Origin of the sequence: Psychrobacter sp. PL19 (assembly GCF_017875835.1) — a bacterium.
In the GTDB taxonomy this organism is placed as follows: domain Bacteria; phylum Pseudomonadota; class Gammaproteobacteria; order Pseudomonadales; family Moraxellaceae; genus Psychrobacter.
Genome location: NZ_JAGING010000001.1, coordinates 811,725 through 825,781, shown reverse-complemented (window position 1 = coordinate 825,781; position 14,057 = coordinate 811,725). Strand labels below are relative to the sequence as shown.

Here is a 14,057-nt window from a genome sequence, read left to right as displayed (position 1 = left end):
TTCACTACTCACAAGATGACAGATAGATTATGACTTTACCTGCTTGGTTGACTGCGATAAATTTCAACGCTGACGGACTGATTCCTGCAATTGCACAAGATCAGCAGTCGGGACGTATTTTGATGATGGCCTGGATGAATGCCGAAGCACTACAGTTGACAGCGCAGACCCAGACTGCCGTTTATTTTTCACGTTCACGCGCTAAACTATGGCATAAAGGCGAAAGCTCAGGTCATACTCAGCACGTGCATGACCTTCGCCTGGACTGTGATGCAGATGTGATCGTCCTTCGTGTTACCCAAGTTGGCGGTATCGCTTGCCATACTGGACGCGAGTCTTGTTTTTATCAGCGCCTAGATGTGACAGGATCAGAGCCAACTTGGCAGACCGTCGATAAGGTCATCAAGGATCCTGCTGATATTTATAGTGCAAAGGACCATTACTCGGATAAACATAGCGTAGATAAATCCGCTAATACGAGCCCTCAAATTGCTGATACTAGTCCTACTAGTCAGGCCAGTGTCGCAATCGAAACTGCTAGCACTGCTAAAAATCGCGCGGAATCTATTTTGCAGCAGCTTGATCAGGTGTTAGCTGAGCGTAAGCACGCTGATGCCGATAGCTCTTATGTGGCCAGCTTATACGCTCGCGGTCTCAATAAAATATTGGAGAAAGTAGGTGAGGAAGCCACCGAAAGTATCATTGCGGCCAAAGACTTGGCCAGTAGTAATGAGCAAACAGGCAAAGCGCAATATGATGCGGCGCGTAATGAGCTGATCTATGAAGTAGCGGATGTCTGGTTTCATACTTTAGTGGGACTGGCATGGTTCGACATTGAGTCAGATACCGTATTGACTGAGTTGGGACGGCGCTTTGGCTTATCAGGTATTGATGAAAAAGCTGCTCGGTAATGGTAGATTAACTACTAGCCGTGTGCGATTAGTGTTGTTTTCACCTTTTTGACGACCGCGCACGTTATAATAAGCTTTGTTACCTATAAAATGATTAGCCCGATAACCGTTGACATCAAACTTTAATATTTGATAGTTATCATTGGGCTGATAAACTTAAAATACTAATACTTAGAGTGGTTTCACCAAAATATAAGGATACCGTTATGGGTAGTTTTTCCATTACGCATTGGCTGATTTTATTGGTTGTGGTGGTTGTCGTATTTGGCACTGCCAAACTTAAAAATGCTGGTAAAGATTTAGGTGGTGCAGTAAAAGGTTTTAAAGAGGCGGTCAAGGACGAGAATACAGAGCAGGCGAAGAAACATCATGTTCTTGACCATGATGCCAGCTCGCGCGCGCCAAACACCTCGTCTGACACTAGTATTGATAGCGCTAGTATTGATAATAATAATATTGATAGCGCTAAAATTGATGACATTGATATCAGTCCCGCCCCTGCCGATGATAAGCACCAGGTATAAGATGTACACTCTCTTAACTACTGCGTTTAAATAGCGATGTTTCACCATTATGTTTGATATTGGATTTTCTGAGTTACTCTTGTTTGGCGTCATTGCTTTAATAGTCCTAGGCCCAGAAAAACTGCCTCAGGCAGCGCGTACGGCTGGAAAATGGTATGCCAAAATTCGTCGAACAGTATCCACCCTCCAGTCCGAGATAGAAGCTGAGCTTGATTTGGCTGAAACCCGGCAACAAATGCAAAATGAACTTGCCAAAATTCGCCAGACTGAAGCGGATATGAAGCGTGAAATAGCAGAAATGCGTGGCAGTATGCAAGAGTTTGAGTCTTCGCAAAATAAAGAGCTAAAAGCCACGCCTAAAACCACTACTCATCAGAATCAAGCTGAGAAAAAGCAGCCTATACCAGCAGAGTTTGATTATTCCTATGAGCAAGATCGAGATTATCCTCAAGGGCGAGACAGTCAAGCGCCAGCGACACCCTCATCTGGAGCTGATGGACTCGATGGCAGCGATACCAGCCATGACAATGATGTCAGTAATGAAAATGTGGCGAAAAACCCCAATCCAACCATTCAGCCCATTATTACCAAACCATGGGAGAATATGTGGTTTCGTCTTGGTGCCTATGACAAAGCCCGTCGTCTACCCTCACCTCCCTACCTCCCTAACTATCAAGCTGATATCCTACTGCATACGGGTTTAAATAAAAAAGTGCTGGTTGATCGCTCAGGTGATGATCGCTCAGGTGATGATCGCTCAGGTGATGATCGCTCAGGTGATGATCGCTCAGGTGACATTTCAGCAAATACGATTGCAGCAGATACCTTAACTCATCAACCAAATAAGCCTCCCTCTTTGCACAAACAGGAGGTGGATTAATGGGTCTATTTAAACGACAAAAAAGTCGACAAGAAAAATTAGCAGACGCAGAAGCCAATACACCTAAAATCGATACATCCAAGGCCAGTACAAACACCCAAACAGATACTGCCAGCGGTGCTAAGTCTGACGACCTATTAAGTACGCTTGCTGACATGCCAATTACCGAGCACTTGATTGAGCTGCGAGTGCATTTGATTAAAATATGTGTGGCAGTTTTACTAATATTTTTAGTGTTAGTAGGTTTTTCACGCGACTTATATAACTTTTTATCAGACCCCTTGGTCGCGCAGCTGCCCGCTAATTCGACTATGATTGCGACTGACATTACCTCCAACTTTATGGCACCGATACGCCTGACCGTATTTGTTGCAGCGTTCTTTGCGATGCCTTATATTTTGTATCAAATTTGGTCATTTGTCGCTCCTGGCTTATATAAAAAAGAAAAGAAAATTGCCATTCCTGTCTTAATGTCTTCGATATTTTTATTTTATGCTGGGGTCGCTTTTGCCTACTTTGTGGTACTCAAAGGGGTATTAAAGTTTTTTATCATGTTCGCACCGCAGAACGTATTACCGATGACTGATATTGATAGTTATTTGAGTTTTGCCTTAAAATTATTTATGGTCTTTGGGATAACTTTTGAGATTCCGGTGGTGACCTTGCTGTTGATATTAGTCGGCATCGTCTCCATTCAGACCCTAGAAGATAAGCGTCGTTATATTATTGTCGGTTGTTTTGCGGTTGCTGCCGTGGTCACACCGCCCGATGGCGTGTCGATGTTAATGTTGGCAATTCCAATGTGGTTATTGTTTGAACTGGGATTATTTTTAGCAAAAGTATTGATTAAAGAAGATAGCGATACTGAGTTATCACCAGACCACGAGGTCTGAAACCATAAATAACTGGTTATAAAACAAAACTATTCGATAATAAATATAAAAATTCGTTGGTTATTATTGCTCACTCACTTATCAACGTCCCTATTAATTTACTGTTTATTACCCTTACTTACTGTCACAATCATTATTCAACAGTCAGCCATTGTCTATTCAGTGGCTTTTTTTACCCCCATTACTTTATAGCCATGTTTTAGTATTTTAGGTAACATTATTATGTCCGCATCTATGCCCGCTTATATGACCAACCCCACCGATGAGCAGCTCAATGCGCTCAATATGGCGATGGACCAAAAGTCATTTAAAGTGGTGGCCTATGCGGGTGCAGGTAAGACGACTACGCTAAAACTTATTGGCGAGCGACTGCGTGGTCGCGGCTTATATTTAGCATTTAACAAAGCCATTGCTAATGATGCCCGGCAGAAATTCCCATCGCATGTGGATTGCCGCACCTTTCATTCACTCGCTTATAGACATGTTCCTCGCGATATAACCGCCAAACTGTCGCTACCACGCTTTTCACCTAAGCGACTCGGTGATGATTTAGGTTTACAACCGGTACAAGTCCGCCGACAAATGGATGGGATAAAGAAATACATTACCCTGACACCAGCGAGACTGGCACGCTTCGTCAGTGATGCCGTGAGTAACTTTTGTAGTACTCATGCCAGTTATCCAGCCCCAAGGCATTTGCTATTTCCAAGCTGGCTTGATGAGTCTGACGCTGAGCAGCTACGCGAGATGCTTTATCCTTCAGTTGAGCAACGCTGGTTGCAGTCTATCGATGCGCGCCATCCGGCCGGTATCGGTCATGACATTTATCTAAAGCTTTGGGCATTATCCAAACCTAGTATTCCAGCTGATTTTATTTTATTTGATGAAGCCCAAGATGCTGATCCATTAATGATGGGGATTTTGACCCAGCAGCCGAGGCAAGTTATTTATGTTGGTGACGCCCACCAGCAGATTTATGAGTGGCGCGGTGCGGTCAATGCTATGAAAAAACTACCCCTACCGCAAACCTTATTGACCCAGTCCTTTCGCTTTGGTGAACCGATTGCTGAGGTTGCCAATACTTTATTAAAGGCCCTGCAAGAAGATGTACCCCTAATAGGCAATCCCAATAAGCATTCCTCTACTGAAAAAGGTAGAGTACATAGTAAAAAAGATGCCATTCTTTGCCGTACCAATGCTGCCGCTATGTCACAATTATTGACCGGACTTAAACTGGGTCACCGTGTGGCGCTACAAGCGGATACAGATCGCATGCTTAAGTTCTGTCAGGCAGCAGAAAACTTGAAAAATGGTAAATCTGCTTATGGCGTGCCTGAGCTGGCTTATTTTTATAACTGGTCGGATGTGCAAGAATATTCTGAAACCTCTGAAGGCAGCGATCTCAAGACCTTGGTGAAGCTGGTTGATGACCATGGTACCAATGTGCTCACTCAAGCTGTTAATAGCTTGTCCAGTATTGAAAATGCAGATTACGTCATCTCAACCGCCCATAAAGCCAAAGGCCTTGAATGGGGGCGCGTGCAACTCGATGATGACTTTTATTATGATGTGACGACCAATGGGATTAAGATCAGCCCTGAAGAATTACGCTTACTGTATGTGGCTTGCACACGTGCCCAAAGCAATTTAGATATTCATAATATTCAAAGCCTAATCTCAGGGCTACAAGCCGGTAAAAAAGTAATTTATGGCCGTTAATATTTAAGTAGCTTTTAACTATTAAATTTTATAATTATATAATTATTAGTTAGCCTAATTTGAACATCATTAACTTTATACATAAACGCCACCGAATAAGCATAGATGAACAGACTCTAATGAACAATACTCAACACCCTGATTTATTACCCGTGCAATATAAGATACAGCAACTGTTTTCGCAGCCAGTCCGTTTATTGGCACCTATGGAAGGCTTGTCCGATCCTTTAATGCGGCAAATCCTAACCCAAATTGCCTATGATTTGGGGCGTCCTTATGATTGGTCAGTTAGTGAGTTTATTCGGGTGACCCAGCATGTATTACCGGCACATGTTTTTTATAAATACGTACCTGAACTACATAATGATGCCAAAACTGCTATCGGCACCCCTATTCATGTCCAACTATTAGGCAGCGAAGCACAATTAATGGCAGAAAATGCCGCTTATGCTTGTGAGCTCGGTGCGCCTGCTATTGATATCAATTTTGGTTGTCCTGCCAAAACTGTGAACAGTCATCGGGGCGGATCAGTACTGTTAGATGAGCCTGCCGTACTCTATGATATTATCAGAGCCGTACGCCAAGCCGTCCCCGCTCATATTCCGGTCTCAGCAAAGATTCGATTGGGTTATACCGATACTTCTAGGATGGATGATATTCGCAGCGCTATCGCCGATAGTGGTGCAGATTGGCTAACCATTCATGCCCGCACTAAAACGCAGGGTTATAAGCCACCCGCCTATTGGGAAAAAATTCAAACGTTTAACTCGCTCAAGATACCCGTAATCGCTAACGGTGAAATTTGGACCACTGAGCAAGCACACGCTTGTATGCAACAATCTGGTACAGCGCATTTGATGCTAGGTCGTGGGGCGGTTACTCGTCCGGATTTAGTAGCGCGTGTAGATAACTTAATGGATAACTTAATAAATAGCTCAGCAGATAACTCAGTAAACACTACTGCAGGCAATGCTAGAGAGTTATCATGGCAGGCCTTGATACCCCATCAAATTAAGTTCTTAGAAGGTCAAGCCAAGAGCGAGGTGATATTGGTAGGTCGTTATAAACAGTGGTTGGGTATGCTGACTAAAGGTTATAGCGAGGCGCAAACCTTGTGGGACGATATTAAACGTGAGAAAAATAAAACTGCTATCATTACTGCGCTAAAAATGAGCGCGCAGTAATGATAAGCATATTATTACTGTATATTATTAGGGCGTGTTGAACATTCAATACGCCCTAATAAATAGCGACTTTCATTGTAGAAACCATAAGGCTAAGCGCTAACTCTGATGGCTAAGTAAAATAGCATTAGACAACACGCGATCGATAGTCCCCACAGTATAGAGCGAAAAGTCGCTAAGTTGGTGATATAAGCAGCACCAAACCCTATACGGATAATGACGTATAACCAGGCTAGATTATTAATAATGACTTGCGGCACAAAGAACAGCATGGCAACCAATACCGAAACTAAAAATATAGGTAGCGTCTCATAGCTGTTCTGTTGTGCGGCATTAGCGCGAGCAGCCCTACCAGTGGTGTGCTGCAAGAAATTACGCGGATGCTCATTGTCTGCTAGATTAAAGCCACCAAGGATTTTAGACAATATGGCAAATGCTAACGGTAGTAAACTGGCTACCACCATGGCCCAGATCGCTGCCGCTGCTGTGTCAGGGATAAATCCAAATAATATACTCATTAGTATGTGTTCCCCTACCCTGCAATGATTTCAAAATCATGGGTAATATTCACCCCACCTTGTACCAACATCCGACTGGCTGAACAATATTTTTTTGCTGACAGCTCGATGGCTTTTTCTACTTGCTTGTCTTTGACGTCTTGGCCAGTCACCACAAAATGCATATGGATGTCGGTATATACCGCGGGTACGGTTTCTGCACGCTGAGCCGTCATCTCACAACGCACAGCAACTAACTCTTGGCGCGACTTTTGTAAAATCGCCACCACATCATAACTGGCACAACCACCCAGCCCCAACAAGATCAGCTCCATTGGGCTTGAGCCCTTTCCTTTATCAGCATCAATTTGCACATCATGTCCTGATGGAGACACCCCCATAAAAGCTTTGTCTTCTTGCCACGTGACGCTTGCTTTTGATTCTGCCATTGTTAACGATCCTTTTTTAAGTCACTGATTGAGCCAATTGGATGGTTTTTCGTTGTTTAATAATTGCGATACACGCTAGTGTAGCATAAGCCAAAACAGGATTTTATAGAACAACTGTCATCTTCCATAACACCTTTTATCTGACCAATGAACCAGATCAAAAACTATGTATAGTGGACTAATATAGTATTGAACCAAAGCTGTAAAAACGTTTGAGAAATAGCATGGTAACCCTTTGATTTTAAATATTTAAATTTCTGAAACATTTTATAGCAAAATATTGTTACACATTTTGGCCGTTTCTTGGTTTAATAATGGCAATGAATCTTATTTTGATATGGTAATAATATCAGTCACCTTATAATAACTATGACTGTTGTACCTCTATTATGTTGAAATAAGCGGTTTTTTAAACAATTTGAAAGGTTTAGTCATGATAGATGCAGACGGCTTTCGTGCCAATGTCGGTATTATCTTGGCAAATACACAAGGGCAGGTTCTGTGGGCAAAACGTATTGGTCACAATGCTTGGCAGTTCCCTCAAGGTGGTATTGACCGCGGGGAGACACCAACGGATGCAATGTATCGCGAGCTCTGGGAAGAGGTCGGCTTACATCCGCGTCATGTGGACTTGCTGGCGGTAACGCAAGATTGGCTGCGTTACCGTCTGCCAAAGCGCTATGTGCGTCATGGACAATATCCACTGTGTATTGGGCAAAAACAAAAATGGTTTTTGCTGCGCCTAGATGAGCTAAATACCCAACATATTCGCTTTGATGAGGGGAAGCCTGAATTCGACCATTGGCAATGGGTCAGCTACTGGTATCCACTAGGACAAGTGATTCATTTTAAACGTGGGGTATATCGCCGCGCCTTGCAAGAATTGGTGCGTGAACTGCCCCTTAAGCAAGAGCTTATTATTCCTGAACAGGACCATCACTTATCGCTATAAATTTATTTTCAATAATAAGTAGTTTTTTTTAAGACCAAAAATAGTTTAAAAAAATGTCTGTTTTAGCATCTAACAACTATTAGATACTAGGGTGGACATTTTTATTTGTGCTGGGTTTATTACTTTAAAAAAGCGACTTCTATCAGGTTTCAATTAAGTTTACTAAACGTTAGCTACTATCACAGTTGAACTCGCGACTGATAAGCGTTGTCATGAATTTTGATTCAGTGACGCTGTTATCATCCTCGTTTTTATCAAGACTTACTGCCTTGAGGGTTAGTATGCTTTGAGTGCGCGTGCCGTAGTTTGGCATTACACTCTTAAGATCTGTTAAAGCTGCCGGCTCAATACAGATGGCAGATAAGGCTTGCTCGATATCGATACCGGACCCAGTATCTGGCAGCTGGTCTATTGGCGCTGGCATGTTATCAGACAGTGCGCTAAAGGCAGCGTCTTGCCAATACTCGAACATACTGTCTTCAGCAATCAGTGGCAACACTTCTTGGCGTAGCCTTCCGCGTAGCCGTTCGGTCTTAAACCAATCACTTTCAGGCTGGCCGTTAGAAAACACATGCAAGCCTGCATGCAATGCCATCGGTGCATGACCGCGGTTATTGACGATTACGGCCTGCTGGGTATCGCCTATAATTAAATTAAAGCCAGCATAGTCCTGTAGGCTAATTTGCCGTGCAAATGCCATCGGACTCATGGTACCGGTCAAAAAACCAGTGACGAGCTCGCCGCGAGAGCGCTCATCAGAACTTGCCTGCACCCCATCACGAAAATTTAGCACCGCCGCCCAGCGACCATTCTGTTTATAACATTGATTTTGATTGCCTTGTTGATTGCCTTGTTGATTGCCTTGTTGATCGCCTTGTTGATCGCCTTGTTGAATATCATTTTTATTATCAACAACTGATGACGCTAGCTTTTGCGATATTTGCTCTTGAGACAAATCCTGCTGCTGATGAATACCTAACCAAGTACCGCCACTTTGACAGTCACGGCCAGCATAGATAGGCTGGTCTGGCCATTGATGTAGCAGCTCAGTTGGACGCTGCAAAAACTCGTCGCGATTAGACAGTAATATCAGTGGTAATTCATCAGATAATTGCCAAGCAATGGCGACAACACACATAGCATTTCCTAAGTTATTACTTAATTGACAAATAATTCAATAACAGTTACTTCAACGTTGATTGATTCGACAACGGCTATTCCAAACATTGTTAATTATTTCAGTATGGACTATAACATAGCTTTATTCTGTCTAATCTAATCTCTATCAGTCGTGAGCAAATACTGATGGGCTACACTTATCAGTTTCCTCACCTCGTTATTGCAGCGCTTTGACGCTTTGATCAGCAGTGGATCATAACTTGTTCAAAGTCGCAATGATAGTATGCCTGAGGAGTGATTTTTGCTATTATGAACGGCATCTTATTGTCAATATTATGATTCCCTTATGATGATTCATCCCCAGTATGATCCTGTAGCATTAGCGGTTGGGCCAATCGAAGTCCATTGGTATGGGCTGATGTATTTGCTGGCGTTTGCAGCCGCTTATGGGCTGGCATGGTATCGCAGTACTAAGCGTGATAACTGGACAACTGATATGGTCTCCGACCTAGTGTTCTACGGCGCGTTAGGGGTGATATTAGGCGGCCGTATCGGTTATGTACTGTTTTACCAGTTTGGTGAGTTGCTGCAAAACCCCGCCTATCTTCTAAGAGTATGGGAAGGGGGTATGTCGTTCCATGGCGGCTTTATCGGTGTCATGTTAGGTATGTGGTTCTTTGCGCGTAAGTATAAAAAAACCCCGTTTCAAGTATTCGACTTTGTCGTTCCTTGCGTGCCGACAGGTCTATTTTTCGGGCGCTTAGGTAACTATATCAATGCTGAGCTGTGGGGCCGAGTTTCTGATGGTGGTTATAATTGGTTGACCTACTTCCCGCAAGCGGCTTCCTTTGATATGCAACAGCTACAAACCAATCCTGCCATGCAAGAGCTGATGATTGAGGTAAATGGTCAGTATCTACTGCCTCGTCACCCTTCACAGCTGTATGAAGCCTTTGCTGAAGGGTTATTATTGTTTCTATTTTTATGGTGGTATTCCTCTAAACCACGCCCACGTATGGCAGCGACGGCTGTGTTCCTATTGGGATATGGAGTAAGCCGCTTCATCATTGAGTTTTTCCGCCAGCCGGATGCCGACCAAGGCTTTGTGTTGTTAGGTTGGATGACCAAAGGGCAAATATTGTCGGCACCGATGATAATCCTTGGCTTTATTCTCCTGGTCTATGCTTATAAGCGCGGTATTTATGATTGGGGTAAGCAATCTGCTTATTAAGCACTCTTTCCTTGAATACCATTTTTGATACTGCACTTTAATAATACAAAAGAGCACTGTTATGATTAATAATAAAAACGAGCAAGCTTATCTTGATCTGCTTCGCGACGTCCTTGAAAATGGTACAGAAAAAGGTGATCGTACTGGAACCGGTACCCTTAGCCACTTTGGGGCACAGTTACGCTTTGATTTGGCCACAGGTTTTCCCTTATTGACCACTAAAAAAGTCCATTTTAAGTCCATCGTCTATGAGCTGCTTTGGTTCTTAACAGGTAGCACTCATGTTGATTATTTACAGCAGCATAATGTGCGGATTTGGAATGAGTGGGCCACTGCTGAGCAGACCGCGCATTTCAATCGCCCTGCGGGTGATTTGGGTCCGGTTTATGGTCATCAGTGGCGCAATTATGGCGCAAGTAAAAGTGCAGATGGTAGCTATAATGATGATGGTGTTGACCAAATCACTAAGGTTATCGAGCAAATAAAAACCAATCCTAATTCGCGACGCTTGATTGTTTCGGGCTGGAATCCTTGCGAAGCTGAACAGGTGGCGTTACCCCCTTGCCATACCATGTTTCAGTTCTTTGTCGCAGACAATAAGCTCTCTTGCCAGCTATATCAGCGCTCAGCTGATTTGTTCTTAGGCGTGCCATTTAATATTGCCAGCTATGCCCTATTGACTCAAATGGTAGCGCAAGTTTGCGGATTAGAAGTTGGCGAGTTTATTTGGACCGGCGGCGATTGTCATATTTACCAAAACCACCGTGAACAAGCCGAATTACAGCTGACGCGCACGCTTTTTGCATTGCCGACTTTGACCCTAAACCCAGATATCAATGATATTTTTGCTTTTAAGTATGATGACATCAGCGTTGATGGCTATGAGTCGCATCCCGCTATTAAAGCCAAGGTTGCCGTATAATTAGTCAGTTCTATACCTTATTCACTGTGCAGATAAGCCATTTTTCTCATATCAGTTGTTCGTATTAATCTAAAGGATCGTCTATGAGCTATGCTAATATCCAAGTCGCCCAAATTGCGGCTATCAGTAATAATCGCTGTATCGGCAAAGGTAACGATCTGCCTTGGCATATCTCAGCAGATTTGCAGCACTTTAAAAAAATGACCACACGTGATATACCCGTTGACCAGCCTGACAATGCTACTAATGCCAGCCTTTTACAAGGCATTGTCATCATGGGCCGCAAAACTTTTGAGTCGATGGGCAGTAGACCATTACCCAAACGTATTAGCTTTATTATTACCACGCAAATGGACTATGCCGAGCAAAAGGGTCTGGTAGGACGCGCTAACGTTTATGTGGTACATAATTTAGAGGATGCGCTTACCCAAGCCGCAAGCTTAGCGCATGACTTACAGCTTGATACCATTTGGGTGATTGGTGGTGAGCAAGTATTTGGCGAGGCCTTAATATATACTGACCGCATTGAGCTGACTCATGTGAACACTATGATTGATGACGGTGATGCTTTTTACCCAGAGCTGCCAAGTGAATTTGATGTTGCACAGGAATCTGAGCAAATGCACGATGAAAAGAGCAATTTAGACTTTAAATTTGTGACTTATCAAAGAAAAAGCCACTAAGCGTTAAACCCTAGCGGCAATTTTATTGGGTATTTATTGGGTATTTATTGGGTATATTGAACTGTTGTATCTGCACGGTTAATTAAGCTTTATACGTGTAGCAGCACCCTATATAGGGTGCCGTACTTTACTCATGCAAGACTTTATAAACAGTTTTAGCCAACACAGGTCCAATACCTGGCACTCCGCCCAACTCTTGCTGCGAGGCCCCTAATAACTGCTGCATACCGCCAAAATGATTGAGTATATCGCGGCGGCGCTTTTCACCCAGTCCTGGAATCACTTCTAACACGGATGATGAACGGCGCTTATCGCGTTTTTTACGATGGGCAGTAATCGCAAACCGATGCGCCTCATCGCGAATATGCATTAGCAAATGTAGTGCTTTACTGTCCATCGGCAAATCCAGTGGATCGTGGTCTAAGAAATGCAGTACTTCTAAGCCGGCCTTACGACCTTCACCTTTGGCAACCCCAATCAGCAAGGTATCACCCAGTATTCCCAGCTCAACCAACACTTCTTTTGCCATACTCAGTTGACCCTTGCCACCATCTATCAATAATAAGTCAGGTAATGGCTGCTTTTTATAGCGGCGGGTGAGCACTTGTTTCATCGCGGCATAATCGTCACCGCCTGTAATATCATGAATAGCATATTGGCGATAATCCCGCCGACGCGAACCACCTTGGTCAAAGACCACGCAGCTGCCAATGGTCGCTTCGCCCATAGTATGCGAGATATCAAAGCACTCAATACGATCAATCACTCGATCTGTCACTGACGCTAATACGTCTTTTAGCGCACCAAAACGCGCATGCAGCTCTAGATAATCGCCAAGCTTGGTTTTTAACGCATTATTAGCGTTAAGAGTTGCCAGGTCTAACCATTCTGCACGGTGTTCGCGTACGCTGGTTTTTATCGTGACTTTACTGCCAAAATGAGTCGCTAAGGCTTCACTAACCGCGCTTTGATCCGGTAGTTCATGGCTCAAGATAATCTCGGCAGGCAAGTCATCAGTCACTTGAAAATAAAACGACATAATAAAGGCTGACAAGTTATCTGCTAGCGATTCACTGCTATCGACATCAGGAAAATAGTTCTTGCCGCCCAGCACACGACCGCCTCGCACCGTCAATACATTAACAGCCGTTATTCCTGCTTGACTGGTAATCGCTATCACATCAGCCTCACCTTCTACCGTATAAACCGCTTGCCGCGCTTGTACCTCGCGCAGCATAGACAGCTGATCGCGATAAAATACGGCCTTTTCAAAATCCAGTTCTTCAGCAGAAGCTTCCATCTTTTCGATCAATGCATTATGGATATCACTAGAATCGCCCTTTAAAAAGCGAATAGTATTAGTCACATCTTCAGCATAATCTTCCGGCGTCACCAGACCCACGCAGGGCGCGCGGCAGCGTTTGATTTGATACTCTAAACAAGGGCGTTTACGCTGACGAAAAAAGGTATTGGTGCACTGGCGCATCTGAAACATTTTTTGCATCAATACTAAAGTTTCTTTGGCCGCATGCGCTGAAGGGAAAGGCCCAAAAAAACGACCTTTTTGATGATTGCCTTTGCCGCGTCCATAAGCCAAGCGTGGATAGGACTTGTCTGCTGATATAAACACATATAGATAGGACTTATCGTCACGCAGTAGCACGTTATAAGGGGGACGATATTCCTTGATTAAATTTTGCTCAAGCAGTAACGCTTCGGTCTCACCACGAGTAATAATGGTTTCGATGTTATGAATACGCGCGACCAATGCTCGAGTCTTCGGGTGATCAATAGTCTTAGCGAAATAGCTATTTACCCGGCTTTTAAGCGACTTGGCCTTACCAACATATAGAATATCGCCATTTTTACCCAACATTTTATACACCCCTGGCAAATTTGGCAGGCGCTTAATTAAATGTTTAAGACGGGCTTGCTTGTCATCGACGGTACTCGATGCTGAGACAGTAACCATAAATCTAGTGCTCTTAAAAAAGTACTGTAATAGCGGTAATAAATGCTGTAGTACAGTCAATTATGGGGGATAACAGCAATTTTGCAAGCGTACTCCCGTGCCGTTGTAAGTCAGTTGCTGT

At 43.6% G+C, this 14,057-nt stretch carries 14 protein-coding genes; 10 read left to right on the top strand and 4 right to left on the bottom strand.

Annotated features, from left to right (window positions below):
* Positions 1-29 precede the first annotated feature (29 nt).
* The 6 genes from hisI (at position 30) to H4W00_RS03330 (ending at position 6,111) form a co-directional block, all read left to right on the top strand.
* Positions 30-911: a phosphoribosyl-AMP cyclohydrolase gene (gene hisI, locus H4W00_RS03355; RefSeq protein ID WP_209956232.1), complete on the top strand. Its 882-nt coding sequence runs from the start codon at positions 30-32 to the stop codon at positions 909-911.
* A 206-nt stretch (positions 912-1,117) separates the two neighbouring features.
* Positions 1,118-1,435 (top strand): Sec-independent protein translocase subunit TatA, encoded by a 318-nt coding sequence (gene tatA, locus H4W00_RS12700; protein ID WP_209956231.1) that lies wholly within the window; start codon positions 1,118-1,120, stop codon positions 1,433-1,435.
* A gap of 49 nt (positions 1,436-1,484) precedes the next feature.
* Positions 1,485-2,315, top strand: a complete 831-nt coding sequence (tatB, locus tag H4W00_RS03345; RefSeq protein ID WP_334684859.1) for a Sec-independent protein translocase protein TatB — start codon at positions 1,485-1,487, stop codon at positions 2,313-2,315.
* A 155-nt stretch (positions 2,316-2,470) separates the two neighbouring features.
* Positions 2,471-3,208, top strand: coding sequence for a twin-arginine translocase subunit TatC (gene tatC / locus H4W00_RS03340; RefSeq protein WP_442966457.1), 738 nt, complete (start codon positions 2,471-2,473; stop codon positions 3,206-3,208).
* Positions 3,209-3,430: 222 nt separating this feature from the next.
* Entirely contained in the window at positions 3,431-4,927 is a 1,497-nt protein-coding gene (locus H4W00_RS03335; RefSeq protein WP_209956229.1) for a UvrD-helicase domain-containing protein, read from the top strand.
* A gap of 119 nt (positions 4,928-5,046) precedes the next feature.
* Positions 5,047-6,111 (top strand): tRNA dihydrouridine synthase, encoded by a 1,065-nt coding sequence (locus H4W00_RS03330; protein ID WP_209956228.1) that lies wholly within the window; start codon positions 5,047-5,049, stop codon positions 6,109-6,111.
* A 92-nt stretch (positions 6,112-6,203) separates the two neighbouring features.
* Here H4W00_RS03330 and H4W00_RS03325 read toward each other — a convergent pair whose 3' ends face one another.
* Both H4W00_RS03325 and H4W00_RS03320 read right to left on the bottom strand, forming a co-directional pair.
* Positions 6,204-6,629, bottom strand: a complete 426-nt coding sequence (locus H4W00_RS03325; RefSeq protein WP_209956227.1) for an MAPEG family protein — start codon at positions 6,627-6,629, stop codon at positions 6,204-6,206.
* A gap of 14 nt (positions 6,630-6,643) precedes the next feature.
* Complete coding sequence (locus H4W00_RS03320; RefSeq protein ID WP_209956226.1) at positions 6,644-7,057, bottom strand: OsmC family protein; 414 nt, start codon at positions 7,055-7,057, stop codon at positions 6,644-6,646.
* Positions 7,058-7,490: 433 nt separating this feature from the next.
* Between H4W00_RS03320 and H4W00_RS03315 the strand changes: the two genes are divergently transcribed.
* Positions 7,491-8,009 carry an RNA pyrophosphohydrolase gene (locus H4W00_RS03315; protein ID WP_209956225.1) on the top strand — a complete coding sequence of 173 codons (519 nt, stop codon included), beginning with the start codon at positions 7,491-7,493 and terminating at the stop codon, positions 8,007-8,009.
* A 169-nt stretch (positions 8,010-8,178) separates the two neighbouring features.
* Here the strand turns inward: H4W00_RS03315 and H4W00_RS03310 are convergent, their stop codons facing one another.
* Positions 8,179-9,147, bottom strand: a complete 969-nt coding sequence (locus H4W00_RS03310; RefSeq protein ID WP_209956224.1) for an NRDE family protein — start codon at positions 9,145-9,147, stop codon at positions 8,179-8,181.
* A 327-nt stretch (positions 9,148-9,474) separates the two neighbouring features.
* Between H4W00_RS03310 and lgt the strand changes: the two genes are divergently transcribed.
* The 3 genes from lgt (at position 9,475) to H4W00_RS03295 (ending at position 11,964) form a co-directional block, all read left to right on the top strand.
* Entirely contained in the window at positions 9,475-10,359 is an 885-nt protein-coding gene (gene lgt / locus H4W00_RS03305; protein WP_209956223.1) for a prolipoprotein diacylglyceryl transferase, read from the top strand.
* A 61-nt stretch (positions 10,360-10,420) separates the two neighbouring features.
* Positions 10,421-11,281, top strand: a complete 861-nt coding sequence (locus tag H4W00_RS03300; protein WP_209956222.1) for a thymidylate synthase — start codon at positions 10,421-10,423, stop codon at positions 11,279-11,281.
* An 83-nt stretch (positions 11,282-11,364) separates the two neighbouring features.
* Positions 11,365-11,964 carry a dihydrofolate reductase gene (locus tag H4W00_RS03295; protein ID WP_209956221.1) on the top strand — a complete coding sequence of 200 codons (600 nt, stop codon included), beginning with the start codon at positions 11,365-11,367 and terminating at the stop codon, positions 11,962-11,964.
* 127 nt (positions 11,965-12,091) lie between these two features.
* Here H4W00_RS03295 and uvrC read toward each other — a convergent pair whose 3' ends face one another.
* Positions 12,092-13,936 (bottom strand): excinuclease ABC subunit UvrC, encoded by a 1,845-nt coding sequence (gene uvrC / locus H4W00_RS03290; RefSeq protein WP_209956220.1) that lies wholly within the window; start codon positions 13,934-13,936, stop codon positions 12,092-12,094.
* Between the last annotated feature and the right edge of the window lie 121 nt (positions 13,937-14,057).

Bases quoted from the DNA above. Each gene is read 5' to 3' on its own strand.
- lgt (WP_209956223.1), top strand. From the start codon at position 9,475: ATGATGATTCATCCCCAGTATGATCCTGTAGCATTAGCGGTTGGGCCA.
- tatA (WP_209956231.1), top strand. From the start codon at position 1,118: ATGGGTAGTTTTTCCATTACGCATTGGCTGATTTTATTGGTTGTGGTG.
- H4W00_RS03325 (WP_209956227.1), bottom strand. From the start codon at position 6,629: ATGAGTATATTATTTGGATTTATCCCTGACACAGCAGCGGCAGCGATC.
- H4W00_RS03330 (WP_209956228.1), top strand. From the start codon at position 5,047: ATGAACAATACTCAACACCCTGATTTATTACCCGTGCAATATAAGATA.
- uvrC (WP_209956220.1), bottom strand. From the start codon at position 13,936: ATGGTTACTGTCTCAGCATCGAGTACCGTCGATGACAAGCAAGCCCGT.
- H4W00_RS03320 (WP_209956226.1), bottom strand. From the start codon at position 7,057: ATGGCAGAATCAAAAGCAAGCGTCACGTGGCAAGAAGACAAAGCTTTT.
- hisI (WP_209956232.1), top strand. From the start codon at position 30: ATGACTTTACCTGCTTGGTTGACTGCGATAAATTTCAACGCTGACGGA.
- tatB (WP_334684859.1), top strand. From the start codon at position 1,485: ATGTTTGATATTGGATTTTCTGAGTTACTCTTGTTTGGCGTCATTGCT.
- H4W00_RS03300 (WP_209956222.1), top strand. From the start codon at position 10,421: ATGATTAATAATAAAAACGAGCAAGCTTATCTTGATCTGCTTCGCGAC.
- H4W00_RS03335 (WP_209956229.1), top strand. From the start codon at position 3,431: ATGTCCGCATCTATGCCCGCTTATATGACCAACCCCACCGATGAGCAG.
- tatC (WP_442966457.1), top strand. From the start codon at position 2,471: ATGCCAATTACCGAGCACTTGATTGAGCTGCGAGTGCATTTGATTAAA.
- H4W00_RS03310 (WP_209956224.1), bottom strand. From the start codon at position 9,147: ATGTGTGTTGTCGCCATTGCTTGGCAATTATCTGATGAATTACCACTG.
- H4W00_RS03295 (WP_209956221.1), top strand. From the start codon at position 11,365: ATGAGCTATGCTAATATCCAAGTCGCCCAAATTGCGGCTATCAGTAAT.
- H4W00_RS03315 (WP_209956225.1), top strand. From the start codon at position 7,491: ATGATAGATGCAGACGGCTTTCGTGCCAATGTCGGTATTATCTTGGCA.